Origin of the sequence: Cobetia sp. D5 (assembly GCF_035666195.1) — a bacterium.
GTDB lineage: Bacteria > Pseudomonadota > Gammaproteobacteria > Pseudomonadales > Halomonadaceae > Cobetia > Cobetia amphilecti.
The window spans coordinates 1,093,635-1,111,449 of record NZ_CP142020.1 but is presented as its reverse complement, the minus strand read 5'-3'; the positions used below and the strand labels follow the sequence as shown (position 1 = coordinate 1,111,449).

General features: G+C 62.9%; 14 protein-coding genes. 8 read left to right on the top strand and 6 right to left on the bottom strand.

Going from position 1 to position 17,815, the window contains the following annotated elements:
* Positions 1–90: 90 nt before the first annotated feature.
* The 3 genes from U0O11_RS04720 to U0O11_RS04710 form a co-directional block, all read right to left on the bottom strand.
* On the bottom strand, positions 91–630 hold the full coding sequence (locus U0O11_RS04720) for a glycine zipper 2TM domain-containing protein (RefSeq protein WP_043331847.1): 540 nt from the start codon (positions 628–630) through the stop codon (positions 91–93).
* Between the two features lie 369 nt (positions 631–999).
* Complete coding sequence (locus U0O11_RS04715; RefSeq protein WP_225347723.1) at positions 1,000–1,635, bottom strand: hypothetical protein; 636 nt, start codon at positions 1,633–1,635, stop codon at positions 1,000–1,002.
* Positions 1,636–1,722: 87 nt separating this feature from the next.
* Positions 1,723–2,925: a GGDEF domain-containing protein gene (locus U0O11_RS04710; RefSeq protein ID WP_225347722.1), complete on the bottom strand. Its 1,203-nt coding sequence runs from the start codon at positions 2,923–2,925 to the stop codon at positions 1,723–1,725.
* Positions 2,926–3,633: 708 nt separating this feature from the next.
* Between U0O11_RS04710 and U0O11_RS04705 the strand changes: the two genes are divergently transcribed.
* From U0O11_RS04705 to U0O11_RS04670, 8 genes are all read left to right on the top strand, one after another.
* Positions 3,634–4,134, top strand: coding sequence for a hypothetical protein (locus tag U0O11_RS04705; protein WP_225347721.1), 501 nt, complete (start codon positions 3,634–3,636; stop codon positions 4,132–4,134).
* A 340-nt stretch (positions 4,135–4,474) separates the two neighbouring features.
* A complete protein-coding gene (locus tag U0O11_RS04700) occupies positions 4,475–5,089 on the top strand; it encodes a CBS domain-containing protein (protein WP_324691906.1) in 615 nt (204 codons plus the stop codon).
* 250 nt (positions 5,090–5,339) lie between these two features.
* Complete coding sequence (locus tag U0O11_RS04695) at positions 5,340–5,954, top strand: hypothetical protein (RefSeq protein ID WP_225347719.1); 615 nt, start codon at positions 5,340–5,342, stop codon at positions 5,952–5,954.
* A gap of 222 nt (positions 5,955–6,176) precedes the next feature.
* Positions 6,177–7,367, top strand: a complete 1,191-nt coding sequence (locus U0O11_RS04690) for an MFS transporter (RefSeq protein ID WP_225347718.1) — start codon at positions 6,177–6,179, stop codon at positions 7,365–7,367.
* A 368-nt stretch (positions 7,368–7,735) separates the two neighbouring features.
* Positions 7,736–8,509 (top strand): DUF969 domain-containing protein, encoded by a 774-nt coding sequence (locus U0O11_RS04685; RefSeq protein WP_225347717.1) that lies wholly within the window; start codon positions 7,736–7,738, stop codon positions 8,507–8,509.
* Positions 8,506–9,417: a DUF979 domain-containing protein gene (locus U0O11_RS04680; protein WP_225347716.1), complete on the top strand. Its 912-nt coding sequence runs from the start codon at positions 8,506–8,508 to the stop codon at positions 9,415–9,417. Before U0O11_RS04685 ends, U0O11_RS04680 begins: the two co-directional genes overlap by 4 nt.
* 76 nt (positions 9,418–9,493) lie before the next feature.
* Entirely contained in the window at positions 9,494–10,153 is a 660-nt protein-coding gene (gene pcp / locus U0O11_RS04675) for a pyroglutamyl-peptidase I (RefSeq protein ID WP_225347715.1), read from the top strand.
* Between the two features lie 102 nt (positions 10,154–10,255).
* Positions 10,256–11,302, top strand: a complete 1,047-nt coding sequence (locus U0O11_RS04670) for an asparaginase (RefSeq protein ID WP_225347714.1) — start codon at positions 10,256–10,258, stop codon at positions 11,300–11,302.
* A gap of 255 nt (positions 11,303–11,557) precedes the next feature.
* Here the strand turns inward: U0O11_RS04670 and ppc are convergent, their stop codons facing one another.
* From ppc to relA, 3 genes are all read right to left on the bottom strand, one after another.
* A complete protein-coding gene (gene ppc / locus U0O11_RS04665; RefSeq protein ID WP_043331859.1) occupies positions 11,558–14,206 on the bottom strand; it encodes a phosphoenolpyruvate carboxylase in 2,649 nt (882 codons plus the stop codon).
* 332 nt (positions 14,207–14,538) lie between these two features.
* The gene (gene mazG, locus U0O11_RS04660) at positions 14,539–15,513 is read right to left on the bottom strand and encodes a nucleoside triphosphate pyrophosphohydrolase (protein WP_225347713.1); all 975 of its coding nucleotides are present in this window, start codon (positions 15,511–15,513) and stop codon (positions 14,539–14,541) included.
* Entirely contained in the window at positions 15,510–17,774 is a 2,265-nt protein-coding gene (gene relA, locus U0O11_RS04655) for a GTP diphosphokinase (RefSeq protein ID WP_043331860.1), read from the bottom strand. Before relA ends, mazG begins: the two co-directional genes overlap by 4 nt.
* Positions 17,775–17,815: the final 41 nt, after the last annotated feature.

Genomic DNA, 17,815 nt, shown 5'->3' with positions numbered 1-17,815 from the left:
AAGCTGGATGCCCAGAAAGCGGGATGTCCAAAAAAAGAAGACCCCCGACGGAATCCGTCGGGGGTCTTCTTGTCTGGCGGCTAGCTGGCCTCAGCCTTGCTGGGGCAGCACCAGCTCACCGTCACGGATCTCGAAGCGCTTCACGTCCGGCTTGTCCTCGAGACGCACGGTGCGGGTCTCGTCACCCATGTCGACCTTGACGTCGTAGCCGACCACCTTGTCTGACGCGTCCTGCACCGTTTCGCAGCGCTGTTCGGTCGTGGTGTAGGTGTCGCCCTTCTTCATCTGGCCCTGGATCTGGTTGCCGGCATAACCGCCACCCACGGCGCCCGCGGCTGTCAGCACCTTCTTGCCATTGCCACCGCCAAACTGATTGCCCACCACACCGCCGACGATCGCGCCGACGGCCGTGCCGACGACATTGTGGGTGTCCTTGCTGGGCGCCTGATGCGTCACGGTCTCGTTGTGACAGACCTCGCGCGGGGTGGTCACGGTTTCCGTCACGGCATCCACCGCCACGATATCGGCATATTCAGGGCCTGAGTTGCTGGCCGTATAGCTGCCGATCGCCACTCCACCGCCAATGCCCAGTGCAGCCACGATCGCGCCAATCAGGATGGACTTGTTCATGCGTGTTCTCCTCACCGAATAGTGTTGCAGCCTGGCTCGTCGGCCAGTCAGCCATGCCCCTGGATGACACCTGAGAGGCTGGCTGCTGCGTTCGGAGAGTAATCTAACACTGTTCGATAAACTCGGTAATGTGGCAACTTCACCACCCGGTCGTCGCCATTTCGCAACATCGGACATGAAAAAGACGGGTTCTACGCTAGATCATGCCTTATATTAGCAATTTCTTGGCAAGCAGGCTTGCGGCCAGAAAACCCCGCTCATCGTCATGGCGCTGACGCGGGCTGTACGAGTCGGACAGGACGAACAGGGCCGGTGCGAGCGCCTCAGCTCGCACCGGCCCTTGCCTTGATGGCCCTGACCGCAAGTCACTCAATCCAGCTGATTGGCCGTGATGGACACGGCTTCATCGTTGCAGAACTGCACGCGGACATCTTCCCACCAGTTCAGCAGACGGCAGGACGTGTCATCGGCAATCGTCTCGCTGATATCACTGGGCTTGCCCAGCAACGAGATGGCCTGAGCCTCGCTCATGCCCTGCACCAGATAGCCATCATCCAGCGCTGAACGAATGCGGTACTGGCGCTGACTCTCCTCACGTGCGGCCAGGGCACGCTCCTTCTCACGCGCCAGGCGCTGTGCGGTCGGGTCTTCGCCTGAAGTCTCTTCTACCACGTCAGCGGCGGGCACCACCGTCAGCGAATCATCCAGCGTGACGGGGGTATCGCCCTGCTGGCAAGGCTGCTGCTGCCAGGTGGGCACCCCCGCCTGCATACAGCGAAAGATGCTGTTGCTGGCCTTGGCGGCAGGCGGCAGAGAGGGTGTCGCCGGGTCGGCAATCACTTGCGCCCGGGGCGCCTGCCCGTCACTCGAAGACGCTGCAGCATTCGGCGACTCCTCCGCCTGAACCGCCGCAAGCGGCATACCACTGACCAGCGTCGCCACCAGCAGTCCCCGCAAGAGCCGGCGCGACATCTGGCGTGAAACGCTGCCACAGGAATCCATCATCAACTTGTCTCTCCGCTTGGTGAGAGCGTGGATCACGCACGGATATCACGCCCAATGAGGTGAAATGGCAAAGCCATCATCCTTGCGTCAGCGCTTCCACTGATAGACCTCATCGGCGGTCTGCACATCGTCATGGTGACTGACATCAGAGCGACTGGGGGCCGAGGCCGCTTCGCCTGATCCATCGCCCGGAGTATCCAGTGGCGGTATGCCTGGCATGGCCAGGCTGTCGTGGCTGTGACCGTGGTCGGGGCTGTGGCCGTGATCAGACAGCTCGACCTGATCGAGACTGGCTGCACCGTGATCGGGCGTATCCCAGACGGTGACCACCCGATTGCGCCCTTCGCGCTTGGCACGGTACATGGCCTGATCGGCACGCTGCAGAAGGTCCGGCAGCAGTGATTCCGCGCAAGCGGCCGGTCCGCCCTGGGCCACCCCGATACTGATGGTGACCCGCAGCAGCTGGCCGTTGCTCAGCGTGAAGGCACGACTGTTGATCGAGAGCAGCAAGCGTTCGGCTGCGTGCTGGAGCCCTTCTCTGTCCTCCGTCGGGCACAGGGCCACGAACTCTTCTCCCCCCTGGCGGCACAACTGATCACTGCCGCGCAGGTGGTGACGCAGTCGTTGCGTCAGCTCTATCAGCACCTCATCGCCAATCGCATGCCCTTGGGTATCATTGATGGCCTTGAAGTGATCGACATCGATCATCAGCACTCCCAGGCCACCACGACTCAGCAGACGCGGCCCCTCTTCCAGCAAGGCAAAACGAGACAGCGCCCCCGTCAGCTGGTCATGGCGCAAGTCTCGACGGTAGCGCTTCTCGCGCTGCTCTGCCTCCCACCCGATCTGCACCGCCACCACCGCGATGAAGGTGACGGACATCACCAGGTTGACGACACTGGCCAGCGACATGAACTCGTAGGAGACGATATAGACCGGGCTGGTGAGGTATTGGGCGCCGATATAGAACAGCAGCAGGACACCACTGAACAGTAGCCGTTGAATGCGTGACAGGGACGCGATACAGACGAAGAAGATGGCGACGATATGGAAATACTCGAAGCCACCCTCGGCGCCGAACTGATATTCCCACCATGCCGCCTTGGCCGACATCGGCACCACCAGCAACAGCAACGCGGAATTCATGTACCCCTTGCGGTGGAACATGATGGCCAGGACGTTGAGCAGGACGCCGATGACATTGATCACCACCGGCTGCGGATAAGGCTGCAGGCCCAGCAGAGCGAAGTAGCCCAGCTGGCAGCCGAGCGCACTGATATAGATCCACATGAACAACTGATAAAGCACGAGGTGCCGCTCAGCCAGCCCCGCTGGAGCTGGCCACCGCCACTTCATGTTTACCGTGCGCAAGACACCCTGCCGACTTCCCGCTTTGCGACGGCGATCTGCTTTCGCCATGATTCCTTCCTCATTTACGGCACTTCCCGTGTGCCTCCGCTGCGCGCTACCTGATGATTTTACCTGCCTATTCTATCTCACGCTGCTGTATGAAACGTGACAGCTCTTACCAGTGCGCATCCTTCAAGGCATGCAGCGCAGTCAAGCATGTGACTCACGTGTACCAGGCGCCCTCCCCTGCGAGACTGGCAATCCCATCACAGCGGCGTGGCTCACGTAGCAGGAGCCTGAGCGTGAAGCATCAGCAATCTCGAGGATCAGCAGTCGAAGATTCTCACAAAGTGGGCCTTGTGGGTGACTTGCAGAGTAGTTCAGAGAAGATTTAAGCCCTAGATTCAGTCGTGATGATGACCGGGCTGGAAAAAGTCCGTGACCAGTCAATGGTACTCTTGAGCATGGTAATGCTGACATCTCATCGCCAGCCTGCATGACCTAGACCACCTGGCCCTCGGGCCCTCCTCGACGTCTGAGGCAAGAACCGGGCAGACAATCGCCCGCCTTCGTGACACCATCAGCGCCTGGACATGGCAGTAGCCGTCACCCACTTTTCCCCGCCGTTTTTAGAGAAGAGAGACTGTAATGGACGCGACCACTCTGACACGCGACTTCCACCTGTGGCAGCGTTTCTCCAAGCAAGACCGCCTGGAACGTGAACATCGTGCTGCCCGCCGCAAGATCGCCGAAGCTGGCACCATGGCGACGCGCATGATCAAGGCCTATGAAAGCATGGCCGCCAAGGGCGTCTCCGAGAATGCATGCTATCGCACCATCTACAAGCAACGCGATGCGCAGGGTGAGATCATGGTGCGCGAAGGCTGGCTCAAGGTGCGTCGAGTGGTCGCGGAAGGCGGCACCACGCGTCTTCGCGGCACGCTGATGACGACGTTCAGCCTGCTGGCTGGCGAGCAGGAACCCGCCGATGCCAGCGTCGAGAAACTCACGCTCGAGGTGTATGACGAAATCGTCGCCGGCACCAAGATGAAGCTGGCCTGCAAGGTGGACCGTTGCGACGCCGATGACCAGACGGACTTCATCACCTTCCTGGATGCCGTACGCGGCGACCTCAAGCAGTGGGTGTGATGCGCCCAGGCGTGTACGCCAGCCCCTGATGAAGGGATAACTCCCTGAATCGGCTCAATGATGCCCACTCGCCTCGTGCAGTGGGCATCATTGCTGTCAGGGGCAAGAAAACTGCTGGCTCATGCCAGTACCGGCCTGCCGGGGCCTTTGTTTCCTAAATGGAATCTATCCATTTCCCATCTCGCACAGATAGCGACGAATATTGACCCGACAGACCGAAAATCCTGTCACTGTTGCGACAGTAGCAACCTGAGGTTACCCATCGTGCAGGAAACTCCTGGCCCTCGCCTGACTCACAGTACGCAGAACATGCTCGTCATCTGATTACAGGAGTCAGTCCATGAATGCCATTGCACCGTCGGCTTACCATACCCTCGACGTCGAAACGCTCTCTCATGTCACCTCCGCTCGTCTGCCTTTGCAGCCGATCGGCGACATCACCATGGATAGCTCGGCCAGTGAGCTGGTGACGGACTTTGCCGTCACCGCCGGTCGCAGCATTCAGGGCAGCGCCTCCATCGGTCAGGCACTGGCGACCATGAAACAGGCGGGGGTGCGTCTGCTGCTGGTCCACGATCATGATGGCACCTTCACCGGCGTGGTGACCTCGCGTGAGCTGCAGGGCGGCCGAGTCGTGATGCGTGCCATGACCCGCTTCAATGTTCAGCGCGACGAAGTCACTACCGACATGGTGCAGATACCCCGCGCGGAGCTGCAGGGCATTCCTCTCGCCGTGCTCAAGCGCGCCCGCGTCGGGGACCTGGTCGAGACACTGCGTCAGAGCGGCGAATCCCACCTGCTAGTGACCGAGCAGGGCGACGATGGCAAGCTCAGCGTGCGCGGACTGGTCGCCGCCTCCCGCGTCGGCAAGGCCTTGGGGCTCGATCTGGAACACCCGCCGGAAGCACGCAATTTCGCTGATATCTGCCGGGCCGTGCTGGGCAAGTACGAGTGACCCGACAAGGGTAGGCAGTGTTCTCAGTCATCTGGCTGACAGAGGCGTCATGAAGCCGCGTCCTGACAAGATGGTTTATCCCCAGACTGGTGCTTGATTCGGGAAAAATGCTCACAAACGGCGTATGATGTGGCTATCAGCGCGAGATATCACTTGGCAGGCAGCATGGAAGCGCCTGTCGGTCAGAGAGATGACTCGGGCTCTGACGGATATACTCAGCCAACGGATGGTGTAGATGAGGATTTCAGCCATGCCATTACGCTCACTGCGTGATCATCTTTTCAAGCAGCGCCACGTCGAGGTGCTCGTCATCAAACAGATTGATGGCGAGCTCGTGCATGTGTGTGGTGCCGGCATCGTGGAAGGCAGCGGCAGCGTCAGTCACAAGCGGCGTGAGCTGCAGCGTGACAACCATGCCTTTCCGGTGCGCATGCATGATGGCAATCAGGTGCTTCAGCCGGACGACTTCAATCGTCTGGTGCTGCTGGAGGAAGTGACTCTGCATCCCCTTGGCTGCCAGCCGAAGGAGGCCATCTCGCTGGAGGTGGCTGGCCATCGCTATCGTGTCGCGCATACCCCCATGCGCTGCTGGCACTTCCGCGGCCACCTCGTGCTGGAGCGCACGCCCCAGGGCATGCTGCTGAGCACTGAGGACATGACCCTGATTCGCGCCAAGGCGAGTCGCCAGCCAGTCTCCAATACGGCACGCGCCAATGCCGAGCGCCTGCAGAAGACGCCCGCATGGCGCAATGTCGCTCCCCGCGGCCACGATGTGCATGCCGACGGCGCCACGACGCGTCAACGCGCGGCAGCACGCAGGATCGACAGCCCGACACGCGAGCTGGAGCTGGAGCCCAAGTACTGAGGCACAGGAGCGGCGCATCACGACGGGGACATTGAGCCAGGACAGATGTATCGAGAAAGGCGCATTGAGACAGAACGCTCGGCAATTGCCGAGCGTTCTGCCGTCCAGGGCCCGGTTCGAGGAAGAACGGCTCGCGGCAAGACAGCTCGCGGCAAGACAGCTTGAGCATATGCCGGTATTCTCACAGACCTGTCCTCTCGTTCAGGTTTCCTCATGCGCCGAATGCCAGCATCCCTTTTCCTGCTCATCCTGATTCTGGTCGCCCTGAACCTGCGTCCGGCGCTGTCATCCCTGGCGCCCCTGCTGGATCGCATCACCCAGGACCTGGGACTGAGCACGCTGGCAGCAGGCCTTCTCACCACACTGCCCGTCGTCTGCCTGGGGCTCTTCGCCCCACTGGCACCGCGCCTGGCCCGCCGCCTGGGGGTAGAGCGCACCCTCAGCCTTGCCCTGGTCACTCTCGGCATCGCCCTGTGGTTGCGGGCCAGTGACATGGCGCTGCTGCTGTATCTCGGCACCCTGTTATGTGGCGGCAGCATCGGCGTCGCCGGCACCCTGCTGCCCGCCATCGTCAAGCGTGAGCATCCTGAGCGAGCCGACCTGTTCACCGGCGTTTACACCATGGCGCTATGTCTTGGTGCGGCGCTGGCCGCGGGACTCAGCGTGCCACTGGCCAATCTTCTCGACAGCTGGCAAGCCTCATTGGCCTGCTGGGCGCTGCTTGTGGTGATCGCGCTTCCCGCCTGGCGCCTGAGCATGCCCCACCCGTGGCCAGAGAAGATGACCAGCCAACAGCAGGCCACCCCCCGCCTGTGGCACCTGCCGCTGGCCCGCCAGGTCACCTTCTTCATGGGCTGCCAGTCTTCCCTGGCCTATATCGTCTTTGGCTGGCTGCCTTTCCTGCTCCAGCAACGCGGTCTGAGCGATATCGAATCCGGCTGGCTGATGGCCGCCTCGGTGATGGCACAGGTGCTCACCGCCCTGCTGGCCCCCGTGATCGGCCGCATGGGGCGCGACCAGCGCCCCGCCATCCTGCTGCTGTTGTCCTGTACCGCCATCGGCCTGCTGGGACTGATGATTGGGCCGCTGTCACTGCGCTGGCTGTTCGCCGTGCTGCTCGGTTTCGGCCAGGGGGGCAGCTTCTCGATGGCATTGACGCTGCTGGTGCTGCGCACCTCCGATGCACGTCTGGCGGGCGCCCTCTCCGGCATGGCACAAGGCACCGGCTACATGCTGGCCGCCCTCGGGCCACTCGCCGTCGGCATTCTGCTGGAAATCACGGCCGACCTGCGCGTGATCGCGTCGCTGTTCGCGCTGATCCTGCTGAGCGCCGCCATGCTTGGCTTCCAGGTCGGCAGGCGTCGCCGTATCTGCCTGCGCGAGGATGGCAGCGCCGAAGTGGTCGATGGCTGACATCTTCTCCCCTCAAGGGGTGAGGCAAGGCCCCACCAAGGCATCAATATTATCTGTCATTCATGCCTGGATGATAGATTTTACCGATACTATATGTCGTTGAAATTTATATATTCCGAATGTCTCATTTGGATTCCTCTGGTGTCGCTCTACCCTCTGAGTTCTCGTTGTAAAGCAACGAACATTGCGCCCTGCCATGTTCGAACGGCACTGCCATGTTCGAACTGCTCGGCAATGTTTCGAACAGCCAGGCAATGTTCGACCTGCTTCGCAACGAGACCCTCATAACAACAATCTCACACCCAGAGGCACATGCTCATGTCCTTCGAAAGGATTCGATTGTCCTCCCCCGGCTCGGGAGACACCTCATGCTGTCATTGATCGGCGTAGCCATCATCGTCATCGGCCTGGCACTGCGCCTCAATGCGCTGCTGGTGGTGCTGGTGGCTGGTTTCTCCTCCGGCCTGGTGGCCGGCATGTCCCCCACTGAAATTCTCGCCGCGCTCGGTCAGGCCTTTACCGACAACCGCGCCGTCTCGCTGTTCATCATCACCCTGCCGGTGATCGGGCTGCTCGAGCGCAATGGACTGCGCGATCAGGCCGAACATCTGGTCCAGAAACTGCGAGCCGCCAGCGCCGGGCGCATCTCCTTCAGCTACCTGGTGCTGCGCAAGGCGACCAATGCCTTCGGCCTGCAGCTCGGTGGTCACCCGGCGATGATCCGACCGCTGGTCGCCCCGATGTCAGTCGGCGCCGCCGAACGTGATCTCCCCGAAGAGGCGCTGAGCTCGCCACGCTTCAAGGCCCTGAGCCAACGCATCCGCGTTCTGAATGCCGTCAGCGAGAACTTCGGCAACTTCTTCAGCCAGCTGATCTTCGTGGCTTCTGGCGGGTTGTTGCTGATCAAGAGCGTGCTCGACAAGAGTGGCGCCAGCGTCAGCCTGGCCGACATGGCAATGTATGCCATTCCCACCGCGCTGGTGTCACTGGTGGTGGTCTTCGTGCTCTGCCGCCGGCTGGACGCGCGCATTCGCCGTGAACAACAGCTGCTGCGCGAGGAATACCCCCAGCCCTCCGGCCAGGCCAACGCGACACCAGGCAAGGACACCTTCACCACTTCTGCGACGGAGAGCCACTCATGAACGGTATCGACGCTCTCTACCTGATTACCGGCTTCGCCATCATGGCCTTTGCCGTCTTGACGCTCACCGATCGTGATCATCCGCGCAGACTCGGCACCACTGCCTTCTGGATGATCTTCGGCATCAGCCTGGCATTTGGCCAGTGGCTGCCCGATGTCGTGGTCGGACTTGCCATGCTGGCGCTGGCCCTGCTGGCCGCCACCGGCCAGCTCGGGTTCGGCAACTACGGCCAGTTGAGCGATGAGGCGCGTCAGGCGCGCCGCAAGCGTCTCGGGTCGCGCCTGTTCATCCCCGCGCTGGTGATTCCGGTCGGCACCTTCCTTTACACCCTCACGACAGGTCAGAGTGCGCTGGTCGGCCTTGGCGTCGCGACGGTACTGGCCTTTGCCGTGGCACTGCTGCTGCTGCGCGAGAGCTCGGCGACCGGCATGCAGGAAGGTCGCCGCCTGGCCGATGCCATCGGCTGGGCCGCCATCCTGCCGCAATTCCTGGCCGCGCTTGGCCTGCTGTTCGATCAGGCCGGCGTCGGCCAGACCATCGCCGGGCTGGTCTCGAGCGTGGTGCCGGATACCAGCCTGATCGCCTGCGTGATTGCCTACTGCGTCGGCATGGCCGTGTTCACCATGCTGATGGGCAACGGCTTCGCGGCCTTTGCGGTCATCACCTCCGGTATCGGCTATCCGCTGGTCATCGCGCTGCATGGCGGCAACCCGGCCATCGTCGGCGTGCTGGGCATGCTGTCCGGCTACTGCGGCACACTGATGACGCCGATGGCCGCCAACTTCAACATCGTGCCGGCCGCCCTGCTGGAACTGGATGACCGCTACCACATCATTCGCGCACAGATACTGCCTGCGCTGGTCATGCTGGCCGCCAACATCAGCCTGATGCTGCTGCTGGCCTTCTGATCTCCCACTCTTACCCGCGCATCGATCACCGCCAGCCGTGACCAGCGGTGATCGATGCCAGCCAAGGAATTTCATCATGCGTCGTCTGCTACTCTGCGGCTTCGAGCCCTTCGGCACGGATAGCGTCAATCCCGCCCTCAAGATCATCGAACAACTGGACGGTCAGACACTGGCCATGCACGACCAGCCCGATGAGCGCTTCGAGATCATCACCTGCCGGGTGCCGGTGACACGCTACGCCGCGATTGACAGCGTCATCAAGGCCATCGGCGAGCACGCCCCTGACACCGTGATCATGCTCGGCCAGGCCAGCGGTCGCAGCGCCATCACGCCGGAGCGTGTCGCCATCAACCTGGATGACTATCGCATCAAGGACAACGGCGGCCACCAGCCGGTGGATGAGCCCATCGAGGCCGACGGCCCGGATGGCTGTTTCACCACCTTGCCGATCAAGGCGATGGTCAACGACCTCCAGGCGGCGGGCCTTCCCGCCAGCGTCTCCTACACGGCAGGCACCTTCGTCTGCAACCACCTGTTCTATGGGGTGCAGCGTCATCTGGCGGATAGCCCCATCCGCTCCGGCTTCGTGCATATCCCGGCGCTGCCCGAGCAGAGTGTCGATGGCCGCCTGCCGACCATGAGTCTTGAAAGCATGCTCGAAGGCGTACGGGTGATGTGCGTCAGCGCCATGTCCCATCAGAAGGATGCACGCATCGGCGGTGGCAATATCAGCTGAGCGCCACCATCGCGTCGCGGCTGAACGCCCGACTCCGACAGCTCCCCTGCAAGCCGGCATGCGTTACAATGCCGGCTTTCCCATTTCTGGCAGGTGGACACGATGACTCCCGAGACACACATCCTGGTGCTGTATACCGGCGGAACCCTGGGCATGGTGGAAAGTGAACAAGGACTGGTACCTGCCGGTGACTTCGATACACGTCTGCGCGCAGCACTGGAACAACTGCCCCCCAGCCGTCGTGGCCGTCTGCCCGCCTTCACCCTGCGCGAGTTTCCACAGCTGATCGACTCCTCCTCCGCGACACCGGCGGACTGGCACACCATCGCCAGCCAGATCGCGGACGCCTACGACAGCTTCGATGGCTTCGTCGTCCTGCAGGGCACCGACACCCTGGCCTGGACGGCCTCCAGCCTCGCCTTCCAGCTCAAGGGCACCGCGCGCCCGGTGATCGTCAGTGGCGCACAGTTGCCGCTGGAAGCCGAGCACAGTGACGCGCTGGGCAATGTCGAACTGGCACTCACCGCCGCCGCCCAGCCGACCCTCAATGAAGTCGTGGTCGCCTTCGGCGGGCAGCTGCTGCGTGGTGTGTGCACCCGCAAGTGGTACACCCAGGACCACCGCGGCTTCACCACGCCCAATGCGCCGCTGCTGGGCGAATGGGTCGATGACCGCGCCGTGCTCTACCCCGGCCGCCTGATGGATGATCAAGGCCCCGCCTTCGAGCTGCCCGACTATGCCCGCCTCGGCAAGGACAGCATCATTCGCCTGCCGCTCTACCCCGGCATCAGCGCCAAGAGCGTGCGTGTGCAGTTGATGCGCCCCGAGGTCAAGGGCGCCGTGCTGGAGCTGTGGGGCAGCGGCAATCTGCCGGAAGACGGCGAGCTTTTGGGGGTATTGGCCGATGCGCGTGGCGAAGGCAAGCTGCTGGCCGGTATCAGCCAATGTCCGCACGGGCCGGTCACCATCGGCCACTATGCGGCCGGCGCAGGCCTGGCCACTGTCGGCGTGCTGTCAGGCGACGACATGACGCTGGAAGCGGCCTTCACCAAACTGCTGCATCTGGTGGCGCTCGATCAGGATGAGGACTGGCAGCGGGAACGCTTCCTGATGCCCTTGGTAGGCGAGCGCGCCAGCGGCCTGCTGTGAGTCCTGGCGACCCCGCGTGTCGCTGGCCGCTGAACTCTTGTCGCTGAGCGCTGAGCTCTAGCCTCTGAACTCTAGCCGCTGAGCGCTGAATTCTGGTCGCTGATCAGCGCGCAAACCAGCCTTCAGCGTTGACCGATAGATAACAGAAAGCCCCCGTCAGGCGTACCTGACGGGGGCTTTCTAGTTTCGCTGATAGGCCTTGGCTAATCCTTCACGCCAAGGCGCAAATCAACAGGGCCAGCTGGATCAACTGAATCAACCGGTGTTGCGCAGACCGGCCGAGATACCGGCCATGGTCACCATCAGTGCGCGTGACAGCTCGGCGGAGATGGCGCCATCAGCGTCGCGGTTACGCTGCAGCAGCTCGGCCTGCAGACCATGCAGCGGGTCGATGTAGGGGTTGCGCACATCGATGGCCTGACGGATCAGCGGCATATGCTCAAGCAGTGCCTGTTGATCGCGGATCTCCAGCACCACCTTCTCCAGGCGCTCGAGACGATCACGCAGTGATTGCCCCAGCGCCTTCAGGGCCGGCTCATCGACCAGACGCTGCTCGTAGTAGGCCGCCGTCGAAAGATCGGCCTTGGAGAGCAGCATCTCGAGCATGTCGACGTAGGTGGAGAAGAACGGCCAGTCATTCATCATCTCGCGCAGCACTTCCAGGCCGCCCTCTTCCTGCATGCGCGTGGCGAAGGCCTCGCCACTGCCCAGCCAGGCGGGCAGCATCAGACGAATCTGGGTCCAGGCGAAGATCCACGGGATCGCGCGCAGCGTCTCGACGCCACCATCCTGACGACGCTTGGCGGGGCGTGAGCCCAGCGGTAGACGTGCCAGTGCGGTTTCCGGTGTTACCGAGCGGAAGTACGGCACGAAGTTCGGGTCTTCACGCACCACGCCGACATAGGCCTTGTGCGCGATACCAGCCAGGCGATCCATCTCGTCACGCCATTGCTGCTTGGGCGCCGGCGGCGGCAGCATGCTGGCCTCCAGCACCGCGCAGACATAGATCTCCATCGAGCGACTGGCGATGTCGGGCAGACCGAACTTGAAGCGAATCATCTCGCCCTGCTCGGTGACGCGCAGCGAGCCGGTCACCGAGCCCGGTGGCTGGGAGAGGATTGCCGCATGCGCCGGGCCGCCGCCACGACCGACCGTGCCACCACGGCCGTGGAACAGGGTCAGTTCGACGCCGTGGCGCTTGGTGACTTCCACCAGCGTTTCCTGAGCGCGGTACTGTGCCCAGGCAGCCGCCAGCTGGCCGGCGTCCTTGGCGGAGTCGGAGTAACCGATCATCACTTCCTGACGATCACCGGCCTGCTCGCGATAGATCGGCATGCCCAGCAACGTGTCGATGACCGGGCCTGAGCGGTCCAGATCATCCAGCGTCTCGAACAGCGGCGCGATCGGCAGGCGCACATCACCGCCGATCTCCTTCATCAACAGTGCCACCGCCAGCACATCGGAGGCCTGACCGGCCATCGAGATGATGTAGGTGCCCAGCGCCTCGCGATGCTCGCGCGCGATGACCTTGAAGGTATCCAGCACCTCGCGCGTGTCAGTGGAGCATTCCCAATGGCGCGGGATCAGCGGGCGACGGCCAGCCAACTCCTTGGTGAGGAAGTCACAGCGCTGCTGCTCGTCCCACTCGAAATAGCTGCCCAGCCCCAGCGTCTGACTCAGTTCATCGAAGACCTGTGCGTGACGCGTGCTCTCCTGGCGGATATCGAGCTTGGTCAGGGTGACACCGAAACAGGCCACGCGACGCAGGGTGTCGAGCAGTGCGCCGTTGGCGATGGTGTCCAGCCCCACATCGCACAGCGAGCGGTAGCAGGCCAGCAGCGGCGTATACAGCTGCTCACGGGTCTCGATAATATCGACACCTTCATGGCGCTTGCCGTCCAGACCCGCCTTGGCCCAGTCACGCGTGCTTTCCATGCGCAGGATCAGGCGGCGCAGGATCTCGCGATAGGGTTCGGCCACATCGCCGGCCTCGGCACGCAGGGCGGCCGTGCACTTCCACATCGACAGCTCCGACTTGAGCTGTTCGAGATCGCGAAGGTAGAGGTCCGCCGCCATCCAGCGTCCCAGCAGCAGCACGGTCCGCGTCACGCTGGCGGTGACATTGGGGTTGCCGTCGCGGTCACCGCCCATCCAGGAGGCGAAGCAGATCGGTGCGGCGTCCAACGGCAGGCGCTCACCCGCGGCGTCCAGCGTCATCTCGTCAAGCTGACGGTGGAAGTCCGGCACCGCTTGCCACAGCGAGTTCTCGATGGTGGCAAAGCCCCACTTGGCCTCATCCACCGGCGTCGGACGCTCGTGGCGGATCTCGTCGGTGTGCCAGGCCTGGCTGATCAGCTCGGTCAGACGTGCACGCGCGAGGGTCGCCTGTTCCGGGCGATCACAGGCGCCTTCCATCTGGGTCAGACAGCCCTCGATGGCATCGTATTTCTGGATCAGGGTGCGGCGGATGACTTCCGTCGGGTGCGCCGTCAGCACCAGCTCGACACGCATCGCCGAGAGCTCCTCGACGATCTTCTGCGCGCTGAAACCACGCTCGCGAATGCGCGTGATCAGCTCGCCGAGGTCCGGCTGGCTGCCGGGACGATAATCCTCGACGCGCTTGAAGCGGCCACGGTAGTGCTGCTCGGCGATGTTGGAAAGATTCAGAAACTGGTTGAACGCCCGGGTGACCGGCAGCAGATCACCATCCGGCAGATCACGCAGATAGTCGATCAGCTCATGACGGGCGGCCTGATCGCCCTGCTGGCCCTGTTTGGCCAGGGCGCGGATGCGCTCGATGCGTGCGACGAAGTCATCGCCGAGGTCGGCCGCGATGGTCTGGCCGAGGTTGTCACCGAGAATACGCACGTTATCGCGCAACGATTCATGCAAGTCGTGACTCATGAAACCCTCCTTGGGAGTGACGGTGCTGCCGCGGTCATCTTCCCCTGTCACCAGGGGCACACAGTCAGATAGCTGACAACAGATTCCCTCATTGCGCAAAGACACCTGATGACAACCGGCTGAGGGAAGACACCGGTCTGGCGCTGGTGAAGACACTGGCGCGAAACGGAAAGACCCGCGGCGCAGCAGACCGGAAAGCAGGACAAGACTCGCGTCCTGATCGCTTCCCCTCAGCATACGACCGCGGGCCTCGGCTCCACAATCCGACTATCGCGTAAACTTACTACATTTTTCCAAATGCCCTTTTCCCAATACCCTGCGACGACGCCCTATCACCGAACCAGCGGCGTCACCGGACGCGCTACTGACGCCGCACCCTCACCCTGTCGCGCCTGCTCAGCCGCACGCTCCCGGCGCTTGGCCTCATCCCAGTGCGCATCCATCTCGGCAAGCGACGCCTCATCCAGCGTGCGCCCTTGCCCGGCGATCGCGGCTTCCACATGGCGGAAGCGTGATTCGAAGCGCGCATTGGTAGCACGCAGCATCTGCTCCGGGTCCGCCTTGAGGGTACGCGCGAGATTGACCACCGCGAACAGCAGATCCCCGACCTCCTCGCGCGCATGGGCCGTATCACCCTCGGCCAGAGCTTCCTCGACTTCGCCGAGCTCCTCACGAATCTTGGCCAGCACGCCACTCGTGTCCGGCCAGTCAAAGCCCGAACGCGCGGCCTTCTTCGAGAGCTTGGCCGCCCGCGTCAGCGCCGGCAGGCCAAGTGGCACGCCATCCAGTACGCTGTCGCCGGCAGTCTGACTGGCAGGCGCGTCAGCGGACTCCTGCTGCTTGAGCGACTCCCACTGGGCGTTGAGCGAGCCTTCGTCGACCTCATGAGTGGCGATGCCCTCACGGCGCGACGCGAGGGTGCCATCCGGGAAGACGTGCGGATGGCGGTGCAGCATCTTCTCGGTCAGCACATGGATCACGTCGTGGAAATCGAAGCGTTGCTGCTCACTGGCGATCTGGGCGTAGAAGACGCCCTGAAACAGCAAGTCACCCAGTTCCGCCGGCAGCTCCTCTAGCACACTGGCATCGGCTGCGGCGCGCTCGATGACATCGGCGACCTCATAGGCCTCCTCCAGGGTGTGCGGCACCAGACTCGCGTAATCCTGGCGGCTGTCCCAGGGGCAGCCGTACTGCGGGTCACGCAGCACGGCCATCAGGGTCAGCAGGTCATCGAGGGTGTAGCGCGTATCGACTGGCGTGGCCGTCTCTTCGCCAGGTTCCCGACTTTCACCAGACTCCAGCCTCATGCCTTGTCGCCCCCGACCCGCAGGCGCTTGACGTCGATGATGTTGGGCAGCTGCTGGATGCGGGCGAACACGCGCCCCAGCACGTCGAGATTCTCGACTTCCAGCGTGATCTTGAGCGTGGCGATGTTGTCGAGCTGATCGGTGCGCGTGTTCACCGACAGCACATTGACCTTGTCGCCGCTCAGTACGTTGGTGACATCACGCAGCAGACCGGAGCGGTCCCAGGCCTGGATCTCGATATCGACCGGATACTGATTGCGCGAGCGCTGACCCCAGTCGACATCGACGATGCGACGCGGCTCGTCCGAACGCAGCTGGATCAGGTTCGGGCAGTCCTGACGGTGCACGGTCACGCCGCGCCCCTGGGTGATGAAACCGGCGATCTGATCGCCCGGCACCGGGTGACAGCAGTTGGCCATGGTGGTCTTCAGATTGCCGACCCCCAGCACCATGACGGCGTCGGGCTTTTCCTTGCCCTGCGGCTTGCGCTGGCGCAGCAGACGCTCGAGCTGCTCCTGATCATCGGTATCGCCGAACAGCTGCTGGGCCTGGTGCAGCACCTGGCCGACGCGCAGATCGCCCGCGCCGATGGCAGCGTACATGTCATCGCGCGTCGGGTAATTGACGGCGTTGGCCAGCTTGTCGCGGTCGAGATTCTCCAGCGCCAGCCGCGAGAATTCCTTCTCGAGCAGCGCCTTGCCCTCATCGACGTTCTGGTCACGTGCCTGCAGCTTGAACCAGGTCTGGATCTTGGCGCGGGCCCGCGAGGTGCGCACGTAGCCCAGATTCGGGTTGAGCCAGTCGCGGCTCGGGCCACCCTTGGTGGCGGTCAGGATCTCGACCTGCTGGCCGGTCTTGAGCTTGTAGGTCAGCGGCACGATGCGCCCGTCGACCTTGGCACCCCGGCAGCGATGGCCGACCTCGGTGTGCACGCGGTAGGCGAAGTCGATCGGCGTCGCGATCTTGGGCAGGTCAATGACATGCCCTTCCGGCGTGAAGACATAGATGCGGTCCGGCGCGACGTCGGAGCTCAGCCCCTGACGGATCGCTTCCTGGCCGCCGTTCTCGCCGACTTCGTCCTGCCATTCGAGCACCTGACGCAACCAGGCGATCTTGTCCTCGTAGCTGCGGCTCTTGTGGCCGACATCGTGACCCTTGTAACGCCAGTGGGCACACACGCCCAGCTCCGCCTCCTCGTGCATGTCGAAGGTACGGATCTGGATCTCGATGACCTTGTTGCTCGGCCCCACCACCGCAGTGTGCAGTGACTGGTAGCCATTCTTCTTGGGGTTGGCGATGTAGTCATCAAACTCATGCGGCACGTGGTGCCAGCGCGAGTGGACGATCCCCAGCGCCGTGTAGCAATCGCTGACGGTGCCGACCAGAATCCGTACCGCGCGCACGTCATACACCTGGGAGAAGGCGATGCGCTTGATCTTCATCTTCCGCCAGATGGAGTAGATGTGCTTGGCGCGGCCCGCGACATCGAAATGCTTGATGCCCTGCTCGCTCATCAGAGTGCGCATCTCGACCAGCAGATCGGCGATGTAGTGCTCACGCTCCAGACGCTTCTCGGACAGCTGCTTGGCGATGGTCTTGTATTCATCCTCCTCGCGGTAGCGGAAGGACAGGTCCTCCAGCTCCCACTTGAGCTGACCGATGCCCAGGCGGTGCGCCAGCGGCCCGTAGATATCGAAGACTTCGCTGGCCACGCGCATGCGCTTCTCGCGCGGGGCATCCTTGACGTGACGCAGGGCGACGGTACGTTCGGCGATCTTGATCAGCGCGATGCGCACGTCATCGATCATCGACACCAGCATCTTGCGCAGGTTGTCCTGCTGGTCATGCTGCGCCATGCCATGACTCGGCGCCTGCAGCTGACTGATGGCAGCCATGTTGAGCACGCCATCGATCAGGCGTGCCACTTCCTTGCCGAAATGCTTCTCGATGGCCTCAAGCCCCAGATGCCCTTCACGCACCGCGCGATAGAGCACGGCCGCGACCAGCGCCGGTTGGTCAAGCTTGAGTTCCGACAGGATGTCGGCCATCTCGAGACTGAAACGGAAACTGCGCAGCGGCTCGCGCCACGGCTTGTCACCGCGGGCGTCCGCCTCGCGCGCCACCTTGAGCGCCACTTCACAGGCCTGCACCATGACCTCGGCATTCACCGACGGGACTTCCTCGCGCAGTCGCGCGACCCACACCGGGATGTCCACACCACCGCTATCGGTCAGCGGCTGATCTTCGCGCACCTTGACCATGACCCTATGTCCTTGAATATCTTGCCATCTTGATGACAGTG